The organism is Ruegeria profundi (assembly GCF_049800715.1).
GTDB lineage: Bacteria > Pseudomonadota > Alphaproteobacteria > Rhodobacterales > Rhodobacteraceae > Ruegeria > Ruegeria profundi_A.
On sequence record NZ_JBNAFO010000013.1, the window covers coordinates 82,706 to 102,763 of the forward strand.

The 20,058-nt window shown below is 60.2% G+C and carries 17 protein-coding genes; 5 read left to right on the plus strand and 12 right to left on the minus strand.

Going from position 1 to position 20,058, the window contains the following annotated elements; genetic code table 11:
- Positions 1–66: 66 nt before the first annotated feature.
- A complete protein-coding gene (locus ACP15L_RS18845; RefSeq protein WP_425085352.1) occupies positions 67–1,449 on the plus strand; it encodes an aldehyde dehydrogenase family protein in 1,383 nt (460 codons plus the stop codon).
- Entirely contained in the window at positions 1,446–2,591 is a 1,146-nt protein-coding gene (locus tag ACP15L_RS18850; RefSeq protein WP_425085353.1) for an iron-containing alcohol dehydrogenase, read from the plus strand. Before ACP15L_RS18845 ends, ACP15L_RS18850 begins: the two co-directional genes overlap by 4 nt.
- Positions 2,592–2,633: 42 nt before the next feature.
- On the opposite strand, the gene ACP15L_RS18855 is transcribed toward ACP15L_RS18850, so the two are convergent.
- Together ACP15L_RS18855 and ACP15L_RS18860 are read right to left on the minus strand one after the other, a co-directional pair.
- A complete protein-coding gene (locus ACP15L_RS18855; RefSeq protein ID WP_425085354.1) occupies positions 2,634–5,039 on the minus strand; it encodes a YbcC family protein in 2,406 nt (801 codons plus the stop codon).
- A 15-nt stretch (positions 5,040–5,054) separates the two neighbouring features.
- The gene (locus ACP15L_RS18860; protein WP_425085355.1) at positions 5,055–6,605 is read right to left on the minus strand and encodes a proton-conducting transporter membrane subunit; all 1,551 of its coding nucleotides are present in this window, start codon (positions 6,603–6,605) and stop codon (positions 5,055–5,057) included.
- A gap of 116 nt (positions 6,606–6,721) precedes the next feature.
- Here ACP15L_RS18860 and ACP15L_RS18865 point away from each other — a divergent pair, with 116 nt between their 5' ends.
- Positions 6,722–7,600, plus strand: coding sequence for a LysR family transcriptional regulator (locus ACP15L_RS18865; RefSeq protein ID WP_170718492.1), 879 nt, complete (start codon positions 6,722–6,724; stop codon positions 7,598–7,600).
- Here the strand turns inward: ACP15L_RS18865 and ACP15L_RS18870 are convergent.
- From ACP15L_RS18870 to ACP15L_RS18895, 6 genes are all read right to left on the minus strand, one after another.
- Positions 7,594–9,327, minus strand: a complete 1,734-nt coding sequence (locus tag ACP15L_RS18870; RefSeq protein WP_425085356.1) for a thiamine pyrophosphate-binding protein — start codon at positions 9,325–9,327, stop codon at positions 7,594–7,596. The two genes, ACP15L_RS18865 and ACP15L_RS18870, sit on opposite strands and share 7 nt — an antisense overlap.
- Before the next feature lie 102 nt (positions 9,328–9,429).
- Positions 9,430–10,341: an SMP-30/gluconolactonase/LRE family protein gene (locus tag ACP15L_RS18875; protein ID WP_425085357.1), complete on the minus strand. Its 912-nt coding sequence runs from the start codon at positions 10,339–10,341 to the stop codon at positions 9,430–9,432.
- On the minus strand, positions 10,338–11,312 hold the full coding sequence (locus ACP15L_RS18880) for an ABC transporter permease (protein ID WP_425085358.1): 975 nt from the start codon (positions 11,310–11,312) through the stop codon (positions 10,338–10,340). The genes ACP15L_RS18875 and ACP15L_RS18880 overlap by 4 nt, the downstream gene beginning before the upstream one ends.
- Positions 11,309–12,235: an ABC transporter permease gene (locus tag ACP15L_RS18885; RefSeq protein WP_425085359.1), complete on the minus strand. Its 927-nt coding sequence runs from the start codon at positions 12,233–12,235 to the stop codon at positions 11,309–11,311. The genes ACP15L_RS18880 and ACP15L_RS18885 overlap by 4 nt, the downstream gene beginning before the upstream one ends.
- Before the next feature lies 1 nt (position 12,236).
- Entirely contained in the window at positions 12,237–13,706 is a 1,470-nt protein-coding gene (locus ACP15L_RS18890) for a sugar ABC transporter ATP-binding protein (protein ID WP_425085360.1), read from the minus strand.
- Positions 13,707–13,710: 4 nt separating this feature from the next.
- Positions 13,711–14,724 carry a substrate-binding domain-containing protein gene (locus ACP15L_RS18895; RefSeq protein WP_170555064.1) on the minus strand — a complete coding sequence of 338 codons (1,014 nt, stop codon included), beginning with the start codon at positions 14,722–14,724 and terminating at the stop codon, positions 13,711–13,713.
- 224 nt (positions 14,725–14,948) lie between these two features.
- Here ACP15L_RS18895 and ACP15L_RS18900 point away from each other — a divergent pair, with 224 nt between their 5' ends.
- Together ACP15L_RS18900 and ACP15L_RS18905 are read left to right on the plus strand one after the other, a co-directional pair.
- Positions 14,949–16,139, plus strand: coding sequence for an ATP-binding protein (locus tag ACP15L_RS18900; protein ID WP_425085361.1), 1,191 nt, complete (start codon positions 14,949–14,951; stop codon positions 16,137–16,139).
- On the plus strand, positions 16,136–16,867 hold the full coding sequence (locus ACP15L_RS18905; RefSeq protein WP_170641397.1) for a response regulator transcription factor: 732 nt from the start codon (positions 16,136–16,138) through the stop codon (positions 16,865–16,867). Before ACP15L_RS18900 ends, ACP15L_RS18905 begins: the two co-directional genes overlap by 4 nt.
- Before the next feature lie 8 nt (positions 16,868–16,875).
- On the opposite strand, the gene ACP15L_RS18910 is transcribed toward ACP15L_RS18905, so the two are convergent.
- The 4 genes from ACP15L_RS18910 to ACP15L_RS18925 are packed head-to-tail and all read right to left on the minus strand — an operon-like array spanning position 16,876 to position 19,971.
- Complete coding sequence (locus tag ACP15L_RS18910; protein WP_170641305.1) at positions 16,876–17,886, minus strand: iron ABC transporter permease; 1,011 nt, start codon at positions 17,884–17,886, stop codon at positions 16,876–16,878.
- 1 nt (position 17,887) lies between these two features.
- On the minus strand, positions 17,888–18,838 hold the full coding sequence (locus ACP15L_RS18915) for an ABC transporter substrate-binding protein (protein WP_425085362.1): 951 nt from the start codon (positions 18,836–18,838) through the stop codon (positions 17,888–17,890).
- Positions 18,839–18,850: 12 nt separating this feature from the next.
- The gene (locus ACP15L_RS18920; RefSeq protein ID WP_425085363.1) at positions 18,851–19,627 is read right to left on the minus strand and encodes an ABC transporter ATP-binding protein; all 777 of its coding nucleotides are present in this window, start codon (positions 19,625–19,627) and stop codon (positions 18,851–18,853) included.
- Complete coding sequence (locus tag ACP15L_RS18925; RefSeq protein ID WP_425085364.1) at positions 19,624–19,971, minus strand: DUF1636 family protein; 348 nt, start codon at positions 19,969–19,971, stop codon at positions 19,624–19,626. Before ACP15L_RS18925 ends, ACP15L_RS18920 begins: the two co-directional genes overlap by 4 nt.
- Positions 19,972–20,058 lie beyond the last annotated feature (87 nt).

Here is a 20,058-nt window from a genome sequence, read left to right on the forward strand (position 1 = left end):
ACGCTCCCCGGGATATTTTTTAGCCAGATGAAGCAGGGATCCTGTTTATTCGGAAATGGAGTGACTATGGGGCAGATGTTGAAGTGTGTCTCGCCGATTGATGGGTCGGTTTTTGCGGAGCGGGAGGTGCTATCTCGGAACGCGGCGTTTGAAGCGGCGGCTCGGGCGCGCGCCGCGCGGTCGACTTGGGCGGCGCGGTCCTTGCAGGAGCGGGTTGATCTGGTGATGGCCGGTGTGGCGGCTGTTGGTGCGATGAATGATGAGATCGTGCCGGAGCTTGCCCATATGATGGGTCGCCCTGTGCGCTATGGTGGTGAATTTGGTGGGTTTAATGAACGCGCCAGCCATATGTCGGGGATAGCCGAAAGCTCTCTCGCCGATATTGAGGTGGGTGAGGATGAGACATTTCGGCGGTACATCAAGCGCGTACCGCATGGGGTGGTCTTTGTGGTGGCCCCTTGGAACTATCCCTATATGACGGCGATCAACACGGTGGCTCCGGCGCTGATTGCCGGGAATACCGTGATCCTGAAACATGCCACCCAGACTTTGTTGGTGGGCGAGAGGATGGCGCAGGCGTTCCACGCGGCTGGTCTGCCCGAGGATGTGTTTCAGAATGTCTTCCTCAGCCACGATGTGACCAATGATCTGATTGCCGGAAATGCGTTGGATTTCGTGAACTTCACTGGCTCGGTCGGCGGCGGGCAGGCGATGGAACGTGCAGCCGCTGGCACCTTCACAGGCGTCGGGACCGAGCTTGGCGGAAAAGATCCGGGCTATGTGATGGAGGATGCCGATCTGGATGCCGCCGTGGATACTCTGATCGACGGGGCGATGTTCAATTCGGGTCAATGCTGTTGCGGGATTGAGCGGATTTATGTGCATGAGAGCCTGTATGACGATTTCGTTTCAAAGGCGGTTGAGATCGTGAAGGGCTACAAGCTGGGTAATCCTCTGGACCCTGAGACGACGCTGGGTCCGATGGCCAATGTGCGCTTTGCTGATGAGGTGCGCGCTCAGATTGCCGAGGCTGTAGCGGATGGCGCGATGGCCCATATTGAGACATTCCCCGAGGATGACGGTGGCGCCTATCTGACGCCTCAGATCCTCACCAATGTCACCCACGACATGCGCGTGATGCGGGATGAGAGTTTTGGGCCGGTCGTGGGAATTATGAAAGTGTCCTCGGATGCCGAGGCCATCGCGCTAATGAATGACAGCGAATTTGGCCTGACCGCCAGCCTGTGGACCCGTGACGTGGACCGGGCCGCGCGGGTGGGCGACCGGATCGAAACCGGCACTGTGTTCATGAACCGGGCTGACTATCTGGACCCGGGTCTATGCTGGACCGGCTGCAAGAATACAGGGCGAGGGGGTGGCCTGTCGGTCATTGGCTATCACAACCTGACCCGTCCAAAATCCTACCATTTGAAGAAGGTAACATCATGAGCCTTGTTGGAAACTGGTCCTACCCGACCGCGATCAAATTCGGTGCTGGCCGCATCAAGGAACTGCCTGAGGCCTGTGCGGCGGCAGGGATGAAGCGCCCTCTGCTGGTGACGGACAAGGGGTTGGCCGATTTGCCAATCACGACGGCGACGTTGGATATTCTTGAGGCCGCTGGTCTGGGCCGCGGTCTTTTCAGCGATGTGGACCCGAACCCGAATGAAAAGAACCTCGATGCAGGAGTCGCGGCCTACAATGCGGGCGGGCATGACGGGGTGATTGCCTTTGGTGGCGGCTCGGGGCTGGATCTGGGCAAGATGGTTGCCTTCATGGCGGGTCAAACGCGACCGGTTTGGGATTTTGAAGATATCGGCGATTGGTGGACCCGTGCGGATGCAGATGTCATCGCGCCGATCATCGCGGTGCCGACAACTGCCGGAACCGGGTCCGAAGTGGGGCGCGCAAGTGTCATTACCAATTCCGAGACCCACGCCAAGAAGATCATCTTTCACCCGAAGGTCCTGCCGACCGTGGTGATCTGCGACCCGGAACTGACCGTTGGCATGCCGAAATTCATCACCGCAGGCACCGGTCTTGACGCCTTTGCCCATTGTGTCGAGGCTTATTCCAGCCCGCATTACCACCCGATGAGCCAAGGCATCGCGCTTGAGGGGATGCGGTTGGTCAAGGACTATCTCCCGCGTGCTTATGCGGATGGCGCTGATCTTGAGGCGCGCGCGCAGATGATGAGCGCGGCTGCCATGGGGGCGACGGCGTTCCAAAAGGGGCTCGGCGCGATCCACGCCATGAGCCATCCGATTGGCGCAGTATTCAACACTCATCACGGCACGACCAACGCGGTTTGCATGCCCGCTGTGCTGGAATTCAACGCACCCGTCGTTGCGGATCGGTTCCAACAGGCTGCCGCTTATCTGGGGATCGAGGGCGGCTTCGACGGCTTCCGCGCCTTCGTGCAGGAGTTCAACGATGCGCTCGGCATCCCGCGTCAGCTGTCGGATTTGGGCGTGACCGAAGATCGGATTCCCGAGCTGGTCGAAGGCGCGATCATTGACCCCTCCTGTGGGGGCAATCCGATTGAGCTGACGAAAGAGAACCTGACGCAGCTGTTCCACGCCGCGCTTTAGGTAAGACGGCCCGGCGAGTTTCCTTGCCGGGCCTCTTAATTGTTACTCAGCCGCCATAGCGCTGATCTCGGCGCTCGCCATCGCGACCCATTCCAGATCCTTGGTGTAACGCCAGGCCAGATCGCCGTTTTCATCCATGGCAATCAGGTGCAGCCAGCGATTGTCGAACAGCTCTTTCACGGTTTCGTTGCGTCTGAGGATGTCATTCATCGCCTCTCGTGGGGCCTCAATGATGACCGACAGCCGCAGCGGGTCGTGCTGGAACGCCTCTCCGTCATGTATGGATTGCCAAGGCAAGCCGGGGCGCAGCGCGCCGCCGTTTCCCTCGACCACGCCGATGCCGCCGACCACGTTGTGCAGCAGCTTGTTGCCGCCGCCGAACAGGCCAGGCGCGACGGTCGAGCCGTAATATTGCAGGCTGATCCAGCTGGCGACCACGACCGGGGCGGTCATGATCAGTTCCAGCACGCCAAAGCCCTCATCCGCGCGCCAGTCATAGCTGTGCAGGAAGGACTGGCCCGCAAGACCCGTGCCATCGGTCCGGGACCGCGGCGCGGCAATGAAGGCGCGGCATCCGGCTAACCCCCATTCAGGGCGCAGCTCAGCCCAATCGGTGGCGCGGCGGGCGATATCATTAGCCCCTTTGGCACGCGGTAGACGCGCGGCGCGCTCAGACCGGGCCAGTTGTCCGGCCGAGGTCAGCCAGGTTTTCAATTGCGCGATCTGCGCGGCCCACTGACCCGTCGCCTGATCCTGATCGAACAGAGAGACCTTGTCGGTCGTAGTGTGGTGCATCGCCGCCAGAAACAGCGTGTCCGCAGGGATGTCGATCCCCTCGGCGCGTAGCCCTTCACGTACCGCATGATCGTTCAACAAACCGGCCAGAAGGCGGGCGCTGACGTCACCGGCATGACCGCCACAGGCGCCACATTGCAGGGCGCTTTCATGGGGGTTGTTGGTCACATCTGCCCCATGACCGGCCAGCATCACGATACGTGCGAAGTTGCTGGTCAGAGACATCGCCCCGAGGATGGCTTTGGCCGAGGCGACACGTGTAGGCAGGTCGATCCCGTCGTCAAGCTTCGGCGCGGGGTCGAACTTCGCAGACCCGTGGCCCTTGCCCAGAGCGTCACGCAGCAGTTTGCCCGCATAGACCGGACCTGTTGCCTCGACAAAGGCGAATGAGGAGACGGCGGCCAGTTTGAACCGGCCCCAGGCCCGTTTGGCCCGTGCGGTGTAGCGGCGGTTCAGGTCGGCCTGCGCGCCCTCGGCCGCGTGGGAGCACACGTTCGGGTTCAACAGGACTGGCCCCCGTATTTCGGTCACGTCGGAACCGGCAGCCTTGTGGGCGCTAGCGAGGCCGAAGAAGCCAGCAAAACCAATGGTCTCGATCCCGCTGTCCTGCGATTCCAGCGCGCGGCGGAAGACTTCGGAGCGGACGTCGATGCAAAATGCCGCTTGCACCTCGGGGCGGCCTTCGACCTTGCGCGGCTGACGTGCGCCGAGGGTTTGCGCCAATTTGCGTTGTTGCGCGCGCTCCGAGGCGTCCTGCAGCACCGCGTCGATCACCAGATCACGGGTCGGCGTGATGGGGGCCTCATGCTGGGCAATGGTTTCAGCCCAGCGATCGGCAATCTGTTCGTGGTATAGACCAAACAGAGCCTCTTCGAACACCATGCGAATGGCCAGCAGTTCGGTTGTGCTTGTATCCGTCTGCCCTTCCAATTCAGCCTGCCATAGCAGATAGCGGGCATATTGCGCCCAACCGCCCAGAGTCATCAGCCAGCGATGGAAGGCCGTGCTTGCCGCCTCAGGGGTAACGCCCAGTGCCTCAGAGGCGCGGCCAATCGCCCGCCATTGCGAGCGATTGGTGCCAGCCACGAAGGCTCCGAACCCTTTCAGGCCGTGGATTTCCGGGGTCAGATCGCGTGAGGCGAACTCGCGCCACGCGCTATAGGCACCGCCTGCGCGGTTGGGTTGCCACAGGGCCTGACCCTGATCGAAATGGCTGGCGGCCCAGGCCCCGATCCGTTCGTCAATCAGACCGGGCCAGTCGATGCCGGAAACCTCGGCAGCCAGATCGGCAACCGTGGGCAGAGGGGACAGCTTCGCGGTCTCGGACCCAAGCGCGGCTTGCAGATGTTCGAAACTGGGCGTGTCAAAGCGGCTTTCAACGCTGGCGAGGGCATCCCGCAAATCGGCTTCGGTGATTTCTCCGCTTGCCAGCTTCTGCGCAAATGCAGCCCGGTCCGGCGTGATCCGGGTGCCCGCAACCCGTGCCAACCGGGCCGAGGTCACGGCCAGTGTCTCTTGCGTTTGTCCCAGAAACGGGTTCACCGCGACGTTGGAGGCAAGCGGGAACAGCGGCGGGATTTGACGCACCGCGTCATTGGCCAGCGCAACCAGTTCTAGAAGGGCTGCGGGATAGCTTTCGTGCTTCATATACATCTTGAGAAACCCCTCTTACACGGTCTGGCGCTTGGACCATCCGTCCAGCAGCCGGTCAAAGATTGCGTTGGCATAAAGCCCGTTTGACAGATGCACCCGAGTACCAGCCGCCGCCGGGTGCGAGGCCCATAGCGGGAAGGTGGATTGCGCCAGGGCCACCGCGCCAAAGCTGATCAGGGCGAGAATGATCAACGTCCATTCCAACGGTCCGGGCGCAGGCGCTGCGGGCAAGGCGCCCTTGGTCAGATGCACGGCGATGATCTGCAAGACGAAGTAGCTGATTGAGGTTACGCCAGCATAGACAACAGTACGACGGGTCAACGCGCCGGGTGCGGCATCGGCAAAGCCCTGCGCCAGCAGATAGGCGACGCCGAAGATCAGGATCACGCCAAGGGCAATTGCCTGAACGGATTTGCCGTCTACTCCGAAGGACATGGCGACGATCCCGTAGATCAGGATGCCGGTGGCAAAGGCTAGCAACACGTTCCGCGCGCTTGGAACCGCTACTGGACCGGGCCGACGGATGGCTGCCACGTTGCGTACGGCCTCACCCGCGCTGAGGAAAGCGTGTGCTTTGTAGAGCGAATGCGCCACGATATGCAGCAGTGCCAGCGGGAACAGAGCCAGCCCGCATTGCATGATCATGAAAGCCATCTGAGCAATGGTCGACCACGCAAGCGAGGTCTTCACCGCCGGTTGCGTCAGCATCACCAGACCGCCAAACAGCGCGGTGAACCCGCCCAGCATAACCAGCAGCGCCATAATGCCCGGTGCTGCCAGCATCACGTCGGCAAAGCGGATCAGCAGGAACCCTCCAGCGTTGATGACGCCCGCATGCAGCAGGGCCGAGACGGGGGTCGGGGCCTCCATCACCTCGGTCAGCCACCCATGGACTGGGAACTGGGCCGAGGCCATGATGGCGGCCAGAGCGATCAGAAGGGCGGCGGCGATGGTCAGTCCGCTTGGTTCGGCCGAGGACAGGATCGAGGCAATGTCCGTGGTGCCATAGGTTGCGATCAACAGGACCACCGCAAGGGCCAGCGCGCCTTCGCTGATGCGCGCCACAACGGCCTTTTTCCGCGCTGCCCGCCGTGCGATGGTCCGCTCAGGGTAGAACAGCAGCAGTTGGTGCAGCAGCAGGCTGGTCGCAATCCACGCGGCCAGCAATTGGATCAGGTTGCCCGACATCACCAGCAACAGAACCGAGGCGAGTGTTGCCGACATCCAGCCGGTGAACGCGCCCTGCCGGGCCTCTCCATCCATATAGGTGGCCGAGTAGCGCAGGACGATCCATCCGATGAAGCTGACTAGAACCATCATGATGGCGCTGACCGCATCAAGTCGCACGGAGAGGCCAACACCCCAGAACCCGATCAACCCCGAGGTGCCGGGGCCGTGAAGAACCAGCATAAGTGCCGACAGTGCGGCGCCTCCGAAAGCCGCCAATGCAGCCCATTCCGACTGCCTGACGACGTGGTTTGGCCGCAGTCCCGGATTGCGGCTGGCATAGTAGGCCGATGCCAGCAGAATCAGCGGGCTGAGCAGGGGTAGAAACAGGTAGGTCATGATGCGCGTTCCTTGTGAGTCCAGCCTGTTTTGGCCGGTTGAGCAGGACATATTGCGCCTTCGTCAGTATGAAAAATACATTGTTATAGAGATTACGTTCTACTAATTAGAACGATATGCCTCTGAACTATCATCACCTGCGTTACTTCTGGGCGGTCGCCCATGATGGCAATCTGACCCGGACAGCCCAGCGGCTGAACCTGTCGCAATCCGCGCTCTCTGTTCAAATCAAGGAGCTTGAGGAGCGGCTGGGTCACCCCCTGTTTGAACGTCGTGGCCGCAAGCTGCATCTAACCGAGGCCGGGCGTATCGCGCTGGACCATGCGGACGCAATTTTTGCGACAGGGCAAGAACTTGTGGCCACTCTGCAGGATGAAGGCAACGCTCGTACTGCGCTGCGAGTTGGGGCGCAGGCGACCTTGTCACGGAACTTTCAGATCGGCTTTCTGCGCCCGATGCTAGCGCGCTCAGATGTCGAGGTGATCCTGCGATCAGGCAATCCCAGCGAGTTGCTTGAGGGGCTGGAGACGCTGAATTTCGACCTGGTTCTCATGAATCATGAGCCCGCCAGTGACAGCCTGACCAGTTTTGAAACGCACCATCTGGCGGAACAACCCGTCAGTATCGTCGGCACGCCGGCGCGATTGGATCCAAAGCGCCCGATCCGGGATCTGTTGGAAGAGCAGCCCTTTATCCTGCCAACCACCAATAACAGCGTCCGAACGGCGTTTGATTCGATGGCCAGCCGCATGTCCGTCCGTCCCCAAGTCGCGGCCGAAGTGGACGACATGGCCATGATGCGCCTGCTCGCGCGTGAGGATATCGGGCTTGCGTTGGTGGCCCCGATCGTTGTGCAGGATGAGCTGTCCTCGGGCCGTCTGGTCGAGGCTGAGGAGCATCCCCGCATCAAAGAGAGCTTTCACGCCGTTACCTTCAAACGCCGCTTTCCCAACCCGCTGGTGCGGGAGTTGCTGACCTATAGCCTGCCTCAGTAGAAGTGGGGCAGGTTTTTTGCGCGCGCGACGCGGACCCAATTGGGCACGAAGGGGATGATCTTGTCTTGTGAGGGCACCATCATCTCAATGAAATTCGCGCCGGGATTGGCGATGGCATCGGACAGGATGGGTTCGATATCGGCCTCGGAGGTGATCCGGGCGGTTTTGAAGCCGAACCCTTCGGCGACTTTACAATAGTCGACGCGTCCGAAATCTGTGGTCCAAGGCTCATCTACATCGTCGAGCAGGATTGCCTCACCTCTGATCCAGCCAAACGTGTCGTTGCGGGTCAGGACAACAGTGATGTTCTTGTCGCTGCGCTTGAGGGTCTCCATGTCGCCGATGACGAACGCAAACGATCCGTCTCCGGTGAAGGAAATGACCGGGCCGTCATGGGCATAGATCGCGCCGACTCCGGCAGGCACAGAATATCCCAGCGCCCCCATCGAGTAGTTGGTGATATAGCGCCGCCCCGGTTTGCGGAAGGTCAGCAGCGCCGAAGGATAGATCGCGCTGACGCCGGGCTCAGAAGTGACAAGCGCGTCATCGGGCATGATCCGGTCCAACACTTGAGACAGCTTGACCGGTGAGATCGTGCCTTCGGGCATCGGGATGTTCGAGTTGAAGACCTTGTCCAGCGCCGTTTGTTTTATCGGGTTCAAATCCAATGGCGTCCGTTGAAGGCCGGGATGCTCAGCCTTAAGAATTTCAACCATATATTCGATCGTAGCGCGGGCATCCCCTACAAGGCCAACCCTCAGCGGGAAGGTGTTTCCGACATGAGCCTCTGCAATATCAAGGTGCAGGAAGTTTTTGGTATAGGGATCGCCATAGAGTTTCCAGTGATCCGTTCCGGCGCTGTCGGTATTTGAGCCGACGAAGAAGATTGTGTCGGCCTCAAGCAGGTACTGGTTCGAATACTCCATACCTCCGCGGCCACCGATGACGCGCAGGGCCAGCGGGTGATCCTCTGGGATGGTGCCTTTGCCAGGTGTGGTGGTGCCGACCGGGATTTGCAGCCGTTCAGCCAGTTCAAGAATCGCGTCAGAGGCTTTTGAGATCAGCGCGCCCTGACCACAGACAATCGCAGGTTTTTGCGCCGCCAACAGGACGTCGATTGCAGCGCGGATCTTGCTGTGATCCGCGACCGGCCGGTGCGCGGGATAGGTGCTGTAGTCCGGTTCGGCATACAGGTCGGTGATCTCGGCCTCCTCGCCAAAAATGTTGATCGGCACGCGGATATGAACCGGCGCCGGACGGCCCGAGGTCGCCACGCGAAAGGCCCGTCGGATCAGGAACGGGATGTCGCGCGCATTGGTCAGCACGAAGCTTTCCTTGCAGATACTGTCATAGAGCCGAGTTTGATCGACGCCGGTCAGACCGTGCTTTTTGTCCTGATTGACCGGAATGTCTGAGCTGAAATAGATCACCGGCACCGAGCTGAGGAACGCCTCAGTAATGCCCGGGGTGCAATGGGTCACACCGGGGCTGGGCGCTTCAAGTACGGCGGGGCGACCTGTGATCTTTGCATAGGCCTCGGCCGCGAAAGCCGCAGTGCGTTCATCGCGGGTCAGCACGAACTCGATCCCGCTATTGGCGCGCCATTCCTTGTACCAGCCAATCGTTGTCTCACCAGGCAGACCGAAAACATGGGAAACGCCGTGAAGTTCCAGCATTTTCAGGATGATCTGCGCGCCATTCATGCGCGTCGTATGTGGCTGGTTCATCAGGTGGACCCTTGTTGGTGGCATGTTTCGGGCAAACTCTTGAGAGGGAGTGTGCGCACATCGCCACCATGTCTAGGCGAGGATCGGAAGTCCAGAATTTGCTTAGCCGACAGCGCCCTTGGTGTTCACGTGAACCGCGTAGACGCTGGTGGTTGCGGTGATGAACAGCATATTGCCGCGCGGGCCACCGAAACACAGGTTCGCGACGGTCTCGGGCGTCTTGACCTTGCCAAGCAGCTCGCCGTCGGGCGAGAACACGTGCACCCCGTCCGCCGCTGAGCACCAGACGTTGTCGTATTGATCCACGCGCAACCCGTCGGGTAGACCCTGATCAATCGAGGCGAAATCGCTGGGTTTGCCAAGCCCGCCGTCCGGCTCGACATCAAAGACTTTCAAAACAGATGGAACGTCCGATTCATGGCTGCTGCCGGATTCGGCGACATACAGGCGGTTTTCGTCTTTAGAGAATGCCAGCCCGTTCGGCTGCACGAAATCGCGTGAAACAATGGTGGGTTCTGGACTGTCCGGATCAAGGCGGAAGACAAAGCTGCCTTCCTGTTCGGGTTTGGCTTTGTGACCTTCTAGATCAGAGAGGATGCCGTAAGTCGGATCCGAGAACCAGATCGAGCCATCCGACCGGGTGATCACGTCGTTGGGCGAATTCAATCGGCGGCCATCATGGTGGTCAGTCATTGTTGTCAGTTGCCCGTCATGCTCGGTCCGCACCACTGAACGGGTTGCATGCTGGCAGGTCAGCAGCCGCCCATCGCGATCACGCGTGTTGCCGTTGGAATAGTTCGAGTTCTGGCGGAACAAGCTGGTGCCGCCATGCGGGGTCCAGCGATACATGTGGGCATTCGGGATGTCCGAGAACAGCAACGTTTCATGCGCGGGAAACCAGACTGGCCCCTCGGTCCAGACATGGCCCGTCGCGATCCGTGCCAGCGTGAGATTGGAGTGGATCAGATCCCGAAACACGGGACGAATGACCTCATATGTCTGTGAATGACTCATGCGCTATATCCTTTTCGGCTGGCCAGAGTGACCACACCCACAATCACGAGCCCGGTCAAAATCAGGCGAATTCCGGCGCCCAGACCGTATGAATTCAGCATCGATACGATCAGGAACATGAACAGCGCCGCCCCCCAGATGCCGGGTACGTTCGAATTGCCTCCGCCGATGGACGACCCGCCAATGACGACGACTGCAATGGACATCAGCATGTATTCGGTGCCCATGTTCAGGTTCGCCCCGCCCGAGAAGCTGGCCAGCAGAAACCCCGCCAAGGCGGCACAAACGGCTGAGTTGACATAGATGCCAAAGCGCACCGCGTTCACTGGAACTCCGCTGAGCCTTGCCGCGCGCAGGTTCTGCCCGATGGCCGAGATCCACCGCCCCGCAATGGCACGCTCAAGCAGCAGCCATGCGCAGACGGCCAGCGCGATGCCGACCCAAGCGACGTTCGGAACGCCGAACGTCCCACCCGAGGCGAACTCGGCCAGGGGTTCCGGTGGTTTGATACGCAGCCCCCGGTTCGACCAGATCGCCAGCGATTGGTACAGGAACGAGGCGGACAGGGTTGCTATGATGGGCGGGATACGCAGTATCAGGATCAGCGCAAAGTTCACTATACCGCAACCAATGCCTATCCCGATTGCGACCAGCAGGCCGGGCAAGATCAACGCGGTTTGTGTGTCCATGAATTTTAGCGCCAGCGTGGCGGCCAATGTCATCGTCGCCGGGACGGATAGGTCGATATTGCCCGGTCCAAGCGTGATCACGAGCATCTGCCCGATGCCGACAATGGCCGAGAAGGAGGCAAAGGTCAGCGCCGCATACAGCAGTGACCCCGCCCCGGATCCGGCCAGCAGACTGGTAGCGACAAAGGTAATCCCCGCAGCCAGATAAGCCCAGAGCCACGGTTTCTGAACGAGTTTCCGCAAGGGATTTGTGCCGGTGCCAGAGGTAGTTTGGTCACTCATGCCGAGACCTCCTTGCGGACAAAGAACAGGCGCACGGCCAGAACGAGGATCAGGATCGCGCCCTGTGCACCGATCTGCCAATCCGGCGAGAGGCGCAGAAACGACAGGAAACTGGCGGCAAGGGTCAGGGTCAGCGCCCCAACTACGGCCCCGAAGGGCGAGACGCGGCCACCGACAAATTCGCCTCCGCCAAGGATCACGCCCGCAATGGACAACAGTGTATAGCGCAACGCGATATTGGCATCTGCCGCCGTGGTCAGCCCGACGAGGCACATACCGGCCAGCACTCCGAACAGGCCCGCCAATCCGTAGGCAGAAGCCCGCAGGCGGGTGACGGACCAGCCAGCGCGCTCCATCGCGCGTTCATTGCCGCCAACGCCTTGAAGAACCACGCCCACCCAGGACCGTTTGATCAACAGATGCACGGCAAAGGCCACGACCAGCGGAGCAATCACGGCAACCGGCACCAGTGGGGTTTTGAAATTCATTAATGTTTTCAGCCATTCAGGTGATGCTCCGCCGGGTGAGGGCAGGATCAGAACCGCCAGCCCACCCCATACGAAAGACATGCCGAGGGTAACGACGATTGCGGGCAATCCGCGCAGTTGGATCAAGGCCCCCAGCGCTGCATAGGCCAAAACCGCCGCGGCCAGAATGCCATAGCCCAGCAAAGGCGTGTCGTGCACGAAGGTGGCTGTGACACAGGCGCAGAAACTGACGAAGGTGCCGATGGACAGGTCGATGTCGTTGACCATGATGATCATCATCTGCGCAATGGTTGCCAAGGCCACGGGGATCGCCAGATTGAACAGGAGGTTCAGGCCAAAGTAGCTCATCGCGCGGGGTTGCAGGTAGAACACGGCCCCTAACAAGACGGCCAGAGACAGAACGGGCAGCAATAGACGCAAACGGTCGCTGGTCATATCAGGCCTCCTGCATCTGGAAAGAGGCGTTCAGGATGTTCTCCTCGGTGATCTCGTCCCCTACCAACTCAGCGGCAATCTGACCGGCGCGGAATACGAAGACCCGGTCACATTCGAGGATTTCGTCGGTCTCGGTCGAGTACCACAGGAAGCTGCGGCCTCTTGCGGCTTCTGCCTGTATCATTTGATAGACGTCTTTCTTGGTGCCCACATCCACGCCGCGCATCGGGTCATCCATCACCACAATCGGCGCGGAGGAGGCCAGCGCGCGGGCAAACAGAACCTTCTGTTGGTTGCCGCCCGACAAGGACAGGATCGGGTTCATCAGGTTGCCAGTGCGAATGCCGATACGGTCTTTCCAGGTCTGAACCATGTCTGCCTCGCTGCTGCGATCCACCATCACTTTCCGGCTGAACTCGGGCAGGGTGGTCAGCGAGAGGTTTCGCAGGATCGACCAGAGCGGCATCAACCCGTCGCGGGCACGGTCGCCGGCGACAAAGACCACTTCGGGTTGGCGTGCGGATTTCCATTTTGGAGCGTGGTCGAAATAGATCTGCGCCAGTGCTTCGGCCTGTCCGTGGCCCGCAAGCCCGGCAAGACCGACAATCTCACCCGCACGGGCGTTCAGCCCATTTGGCGCCCCAACAACCTCGGCCCCAAGGGTCCGATCCGCCCGTCCGGCGCCCGAGGCGTCGTCATCAGGCGCGACATGCCCCATCGCATCCACAATCGAGGCGCGGGTGAACTGCCTGGCAGGTTGGTCATCAACGATCTGGCCATCTTTCATGACGATGATCCGAGTCGAGACTTCGAAAATCTCACCCATCATGTGCGAGATGAACAGCACAGCGCCGCCCTTGGCGCAGAACCTTTTGATATGGTCCAGCAATTGTTGCGCGATGGCGGCGTCAAGGGACGAGGTTGGCTCGTCCAGAATAACAAGGGTGGGTTCTCGGTCGCGGTCGGCAAAGGCGATGGCGATCTCGACCATCTGTCGTTCGGCTATGGTCAGGTTTCCGACCGTTACACGGGCGTGGATGCCATGGCCGGGAAAGACTAGATCCAAAGCGTCGAGCATCTTTTGTCGAGCAACCCGCCGCCAGCCTTTGCGCGGCATGTTGCGATAGGGAATGCGCAGGTTCTCCAACACGGTCAGGTTCGGGCAGAGCGACAGCTCCTGAAACACGCTGCGAATACCTGCATTCTGCGCGTTTTGACTATTGCGCAGGGCGGGATCTGCGTTCCGATGGTGGACGGCGCCCTGAGTTTGCGTCAGGCGGCCGTTTATCACATTCGCCAGCGTGGATTTCCCGGCCCCATTGTGGCCGACCAGTCCAACACATTCTCCTGCACTGATGCTCAACGTTGCATCACGCAGGGCAAGAACAGGCCCATAGGACAGATGGGCCTGCTCCAGAGAGACAACCGGAGCGGTAGTGGCTCCGGGTCCTGTATTCTCGTCAGTCTTCACGCGCTTACTGGGCCGACGCGATGACGTCTTTGGCCTGATCCTGCGTGTATTCCACGTTGGCGACCGAGCCCTTGGGCGTTGTTTTTAGGGCGTCCTTCAAATCTGCCTGATCGATTCTCAGGAAGGGTACGGTCAGGTCCTTCGGAACCTCTTGCCCATCCAGAATCTGCTGGGCGACCCAAAAGGCCAGCGTGCTGACGCCTGGAGCAATCGACAGAGAGGTTGTCTGATATCCGTTTGCGTCCTGCTCATCCGACCACCACTGAAGTTCGTCCTGACGGTTGCCCATCACGATGGTTGGCATTGGACGATCCGTGGCCCCGATGGCCTGCGCCGCCCCATAGCCGTCACCACCCTGGGTTACGACGCCCACGATCTCGGGCAGGCTGGGCAGGATACCGGCGACGGCCTTTTGCGCCACATCCTGCGCCCAATCCCCGTGGACCGAGCCAACGATCTCGAACTTGGTGTTCTTCACCTCGTCATGAATACCAGCGCTGATCTCGTCATCGACGAACACTCCGGCCAGACCGCGGATTTCCAGTAGGTTGCCGCCATCAGGATAGCGCTCGGCCAGGTATTTCACCTGCTCGCGCCCCATCTGCTGAAAGTCGACCGCGATGCGCCACGCGCAAGGTTCCTGAACGATGCCGTCGAAAGACACCACCGTGATACCTGCATCGCACGCAGCCTTGACCGCGCCATTGATTGCGGTGGGTGAGGCGGCGTTGATCACGATCGCATCATAGCCTTGCAGGATCATGTTCTGAATCTGAGCCGCCTGCTCGGTGGCCTGATTTTCCGAGGTCGTAAAGGCGTCAGCAGCGGCGACAACACCATCCGCGACGGCCTGATCTCCGTTTTTCTGCCAGCTTTCCAGCATGGCTTGCCGCCACGAATTGCCTGCATAGTTATTGGACAGAGCAATGCGTTTGTCGGATGTATCCGCTTCGGCAGCCGGGGCTGTCAGGGTGATGATCCCGGCCGCAGCGCCGAGCAATATGGCCTTTAGTGTCATGTTTTCCTCCCAAAGCGGCCCAAGCGCCGCACGATTTTGGTGTCAGCCTGACGGGGCCGACTTGCCTAAAATTCCTAAAGGACACGCGCAAAGTAAGAGTAGGACGCGCGCATTCCTTGCGGGTTCCCGCAAATAGGCTGCGGCGACCCGCATGACACTCGATCCGCTGGTCGATATACTCGCCCATGCCGGTTGCGGCAGGCTGGCGCTGCGAAAGAGAACACATGGCCGATCTTGCCTATTACTTGCGGATTTCGAACCATCTGGCGGGCAATCTGGATATCAAATCCGCATTGCGGTCGGTCAAATCCGAGATCGTGCGCATTCTGGAAATTGACCATCTGGATGTTTGCCTGATCGACGAGGAAGGGCGGCTTAACACAAGCTATGAGGTCGGCCTGCGCACCAGTTGGAGCCGCACCCGCGCCCCGGTCGAGGTCTCGCCCGTGCGCGATATCCTGCGGGGAGATTGCGACTACATGTTGACCGGAAACGCGCCGGAGGACCCGCGATATGTGTTCGAAGGAGGGGACTATGATCCCATCCTCAAACACAATATGCGCAGCCGGGTGAATGTGGCGATGAAGGTTCTGGGCCGCACGATCGGGTCGTTGAATTGTTCATCCCAAAAGCTTGATTTCTATGATGAACAGGCCGTCGAACAAGTTCGCAATATTGCCGACATTCTGGCCCCGTATTTCTACGCTCTGCGTGCGAATGAACAGGCTCGGCGCGAGGCGATCATGCGGACCGAGGTGCAGGCGCGGGAAGAGGGGCTGCGGCTTGGGGCCCTCAGCCTGACAGACGCGCTAGAATTGGAACGCCAACGGATTGGGATGGATCTGCACGATCAGACTCTGGCCGACATGACGCGGATCAGCCGGGATTTGGAGCGGTGCGAAACGCCTCAGGACTTGGATGGGCTGCGCAGCAGTATGAGGAACTGCATTCAGGGCCTGCGTGAAATCATCGACACCTCGATTCCATCCCTGCTGGAGCTGTTCGGCTTTCAGCATGCCGTACGGACCCATCTTGAACGCGCGATTGACCCGGATGAAGGGGTCGAGATTGACGTGCGTGACCTGTCCGGCGGGATGGTCGACCGGCTGCCGCAAACCAAGCGCATCGCCTTGTTCCGTATCGCACAAGAGGCCATCAACAACGCGGTCCGGCACGCCTCGGCCAGTCGGATCGAGGTCGAGATTGTATGTCAGGACGGGCTGCGCCTTCGCGTGCGGGACAATGGGCGCAGCATGGGAGCGATTGAAATCCGGCAGGCCTCGGGCGGGCTGACGCATATGCGCACCCGCGCCCGGCTGATCGCGGCGCAGTTTGAGATCCGCTACAATAGCGGGACCGAGATTACGGTCTGCCTACCGGCTTCTGAATGCCCGAAAACCGAGGTGTTGGCATGAAGGTTCTGCTGGTCGAAGACGACGCCATGCATGCGAATTACCTGCGAGAGTTGGTTCAGGATGCCTTGCCTGAGGTGACCGATCTGAGCCTCGCCTCGAACGGTCGGGAAGGGGAGGAACAAGCCCGACAGAATGGAGTTGAGGCCATTGTCATGGACCTGCGCATGAAAGAGCGCAATGGGATTGAGGCCGCGCGCACGATTTGGTCAGAACGCCCCGCGACCCGCATTCTGTTTTGGTCCAACTATTCTGACGAGGCCTATCTGCGCGGCATTGCGCGGATCGTTCCGAAGGAGGCCGCCTATGGTTATGTTTTGAAGACGGCCAGCCCCTCACGAATGCATCTGGCCCTGCGCGCCGTTCTGATCGAGGCGCAGATCATGGTGGACCGGGAAATCCACCAGATCCAACGCGAACAGAGCCGCTCGGGTGAGGCGCTGACGGAGGTTGAGTTGGCAATCCTATCCGATCTCGCCCTTGGTTTGCCCGATAAGACCATCGCGCTGCGTCGCAAGCTGGCCCTGAGGACGGTCCAGAACCGACTGCTGTCGATCTATGAAAAGCTGGATGTGGGTGATCTGCCGGTGGATGGCAGCGATATCGCAATCAACAAGCGTGTCCGGGCGGTCTCAAAGGCCATGACCTCTCAGATACTGAATCGTGAGAGCATCTTTTCGGCGGAAAAAGAGCTGGGGAGCTGGCTTGAACGTCGGCAAAACCTGGCATGAAAGCCCAGCTAGTCAGACCGTGAGGATTTGAACAGGTAGAGGAATACAAACAGCGACCCGATCGAGGTTGTGACGATCCCCACCGGCAGCTCCTGCGGGGCCAGAAGTAGCCGGGACAGAATGTCTGATAGTGTCAGCAGGATGGCCCCGACGACGGCGGATGTGATCAAGAGATTGCGGTGGAGCGTTCCGGCGATGCCTCGGGCGATATGCGGAACCATCAGGCCAACAAACCCGATCACGCCTGCCACCGATACAAAGCTGGCAGTGGCCAAGGCCGCGACCAGAAACATCCGGAATCGCAGGCCTTGTACTGGAATGCCCAGCGTCGAGGCCGTGAAATCCCCCGTCAGAAGCGCGTCGAGCCAGCGGCTGCGATAGAGGGAATAGCCTAGGATCAGGGTCAGCCCTAGCACGACAAGTGGAAAGGTCTCCCACCGGGCCAGACCAAGGCCGCCTAGCATCCAGAAAATGACGGAATGCGCGGCGCGGCTGTCGCCCGCGAAAATCAGATAGTTGGTGATGGCCGAAAACAGGAAAGATACAGCCAGGCCTGCAAGGATCAGCTTTTCCGGAGCGCTGGTGCGCAGGCTTTGAACCAGGGCCAGAACAATGCCGGAAGCGATCAGGCCTCCGCAAAAGGCCGCAAGTGGCAGGGTCCAGATGCCCAGAACATCGCCTGTCACAGTGATGACCAGAACGGCACCTGCAGCGGCCCCGGACGAGAGGCCAAACAAAAACGGGTCAGCCAGATCATTGCGCGTTGTCGTCTGTAAAACGACCCCGACAACACCCAGCCCGGCCCCAATCACAGCCGCAAACAACGCGCGGGGCAGGCGCAGGTCAAAGACGATCCGGTGCAGAGGGGACATGTCGCCCTCAGTCACGCCAGTACCCAGCCCAATCGCGGTGAAAACCTCGGCCAAGGGGATCGGGGTGGTGCCGTAGATCGTCGACAGCAGCAAAAGGGCGGTCAGAATGACCGCCCCCAGCAGGACCGCTTGGCCCGTTTTCGTCATCTCAACTGTTTCCCCGGTGCATCGCCGTTGCCATCTTCTCGATCGCTTCGATGTTTGCCGGTCCCGGTGTCAGCTCTTCGTAACGCAGGCCGATCCAGCGCTCGTTCTTGACTGCATCGGTCTGCGACATCACCGGGTGTTCCTGCAGGAACTTGAAGGTATCCGCCGCGCCGTTGCCGGTTTGATAGTCCAGCAGGACAAGGAATTCGGGGTTCGAGGCGGCGACAGCCTCCCACGAGGTGCGGCCCCAGCTAGTGTCCATGTCATGGGTAACGTTGACGCCGCCAGCCGCTGCGATCATCGCGTCGGGAATGGCATATTTGCCTGCGGTAAAGGGCGCATCGGCCGGGCCGTCCAGCAGGAAGACGCGGGGTTTTTCCAGATCGGCGGTTTTGGCCTCGATCGCGGCCAGTTGGTCTTTCCAGCCCGAGACCAGCGCGTTCGCCTTGTGTTCGACATGCATGACCGTGCCGAGACGCAGAACGTCATCAAACAGCAGGTCCATGCTGGCTTCGGGACGGTCTGTGTTCAGGTGAATGCAGCTTTCAGTCAGCACCATGGTCTTGATGCCAAAGGGCTCCAGCGTGTCGGGGGTGACGTCACCGCCGGGTTTCATGCCGTAGTACCAACCGGCGAAGAACATGTCGGGTTCGACCGCAACGAGGTTCTCGACCGTCGGGTATTTCGGAGCGAGCTCGGGAATGTCACCGCGCTGCGCGTCGAAATCTGGGCTAGTTTTGTACCAGCCGGTGATGCCGGTCAGGCCAACGATGCTGTCTTGAAGACCCAGCGCAAAGGCCATGTCGGTCATGTTCATGTCATGAACCACGATCCGCTCGGGCTTGCTGTCGAACACCAGAGGTTCACCGCAATTGTCGACGGTGACCTCTTGCGCGGCAGCGCCGCCCGCCAGCGCGCTTAGGACCGCAGCGGACAAGAGTTTCAGTTTCATCAATCTCTCCTGTTAAGACGAAAGCTTTCGTTTTCGGATGTCCAGCGCGGGGATCACGCGTCCTTCGTGCTGGAAACACAAATAGTCAACACCAAAAGTCTCGCGCACGCGGTCTGGGGTCAGAACCTCGGCGACCGGGCCGAAGGCCGTAAGCTGTGCGTTCTTCATCAGGGCGACGTGGCTGGCGAATTCGGGGATCATGACCAGATCGTGGACGATCATTACAACCGTCACACCCAACTCGGCCACCAGAGACAGCATGTGCCCTTTGGCATCCGGATCCAGGTGGTTGGTCGGTTCGTCCAAAAACAGCAGCGAGGGGTTCTGCGCCAACGCCCGTGCGATATGGGCGCGCTGGCGCTCTCCGCCCGACAGTTTTGCCATCTGTTTGCCAGCCAGATGGGACAGTTCGGTGGTGTCTAATACGCGCTGCAGGTCCGTCTCAAGAGCTTCGGCGGATTTGTCGGCCCTGATCGGGATTTGCCCAAGGGCCACATAGTCGCGCAGTTGCAGCCGCCCGTCGGGCATTTCTTGCTGGCCGACAACGGCAATCCGTCTGGCCCGCTCCAGTGATGACAGTTTCCGCAGGCTTTGGCCTTGAATGCGCACATCGCCTAAAGCCAGCTTTGCGACACCGCACAAGAGGTTGAGCAGCGTCGTTTTGCCCGCCCCGTTCGGGCCAGCGACGGCCAGGATCGCGCCTTCCTCAAGGGTAAACGAGGTGTCGCGGAGCAGAACATCGCCGTTCAGGGCGTAGTATTCCAGATTTTCAGCGACCAGAAAGCTCATGCCGTGTCCTCCGGTGGCAGGCAGGGCAAGCGCGACAGGGTTTTGGTGTAGAGCGCCAAAGGACGGGTCGAGGCGCTGGTCCAACCATCCTTGCTGTCCCGAAACTGATGGGCGAACTCGGCCAATGCGCTCAGATCGGCAGGGGATTGAATGTCGCCGAACAGGTATTGTGCCTTGCCCTTGGCCTGCAGCCCGACTGTCATCGGGCGGTCGCACCCGGCCATACAGTCGATCAGACGTGTCGAGAACCCCTCGGGCAGCTGGCCGTCCAGCGCTTCCTTCGCCTCGTGCGGAGGGATCGGCCCTTTGCAGGTGCCGCATATCAGGACGAAATGATCAGCCATGGCACGCGTCGCCGACTTGAACAAAAGCCGATTGAAGGCAAAAGCCATGAGTTGCATCAGCACGCAGATGTGCCATCGAGCCTCCTT

What these genes read in the sequence shown, in the direction of transcription:
- ACP15L_RS18845 (WP_425085352.1), top strand. Translation starts at nt 67, where the DNA reads ATGGGGCAGATGTTGAAGTGTGTCTCGCCGATTGATGGGTCGGTTTTT.
- ACP15L_RS18850 (WP_425085353.1), top strand. Translation starts at nt 1,446, where the DNA reads ATGAGCCTTGTTGGAAACTGGTCCTACCCGACCGCGATCAAATTCGGT.
- ACP15L_RS18855 (WP_425085354.1), bottom strand. Translation starts at nt 5,039, where the DNA reads ATGTATATGAAGCACGAAAGCTATCCCGCAGCCCTTCTAGAACTGGTT.
- ACP15L_RS18860 (WP_425085355.1), bottom strand. Translation starts at nt 6,605, where the DNA reads ATGACCTACCTGTTTCTACCCCTGCTCAGCCCGCTGATTCTGCTGGCA.
- ACP15L_RS18865 (WP_170718492.1), top strand. Translation starts at nt 6,722, where the DNA reads ATGCCTCTGAACTATCATCACCTGCGTTACTTCTGGGCGGTCGCCCAT.
- ACP15L_RS18870 (WP_425085356.1), bottom strand. Translation starts at nt 9,327, where the DNA reads ATGAACCAGCCACATACGACGCGCATGAATGGCGCGCAGATCATCCTG.
- ACP15L_RS18875 (WP_425085357.1), bottom strand. Translation starts at nt 10,341, where the DNA reads ATGAGTCATTCACAGACATATGAGGTCATTCGTCCCGTGTTTCGGGAT.
- ACP15L_RS18880 (WP_425085358.1), bottom strand. Translation starts at nt 11,312, where the DNA reads ATGAGTGACCAAACTACCTCTGGCACCGGCACAAATCCCTTGCGGAAA.
- ACP15L_RS18885 (WP_425085359.1), bottom strand. Translation starts at nt 12,235, where the DNA reads ATGACCAGCGACCGTTTGCGTCTATTGCTGCCCGTTCTGTCTCTGGCC.
- ACP15L_RS18895 (WP_170555064.1), bottom strand. Translation starts at nt 14,724, where the DNA reads ATGACACTAAAGGCCATATTGCTCGGCGCTGCGGCCGGGATCATCACC.
- ACP15L_RS18900 (WP_425085361.1), top strand. Translation starts at nt 14,949, where the DNA reads ATGGCCGATCTTGCCTATTACTTGCGGATTTCGAACCATCTGGCGGGC.
- ACP15L_RS18905 (WP_170641397.1), top strand. Translation starts at nt 16,136, where the DNA reads ATGAAGGTTCTGCTGGTCGAAGACGACGCCATGCATGCGAATTACCTG.
- ACP15L_RS18910 (WP_170641305.1), bottom strand. Translation starts at nt 17,886, where the DNA reads ATGACGAAAACGGGCCAAGCGGTCCTGCTGGGGGCGGTCATTCTGACC.
- ACP15L_RS18915 (WP_425085362.1), bottom strand. Translation starts at nt 18,838, where the DNA reads ATGAAACTGAAACTCTTGTCCGCTGCGGTCCTAAGCGCGCTGGCGGGC.
- ACP15L_RS18920 (WP_425085363.1), bottom strand. Translation starts at nt 19,627, where the DNA reads ATGAGCTTTCTGGTCGCTGAAAATCTGGAATACTACGCCCTGAACGGC.
- ACP15L_RS18925 (WP_425085364.1), bottom strand. Translation starts at nt 19,971, where the DNA reads ATGGCTGATCATTTCGTCCTGATATGCGGCACCTGCAAAGGGCCGATC.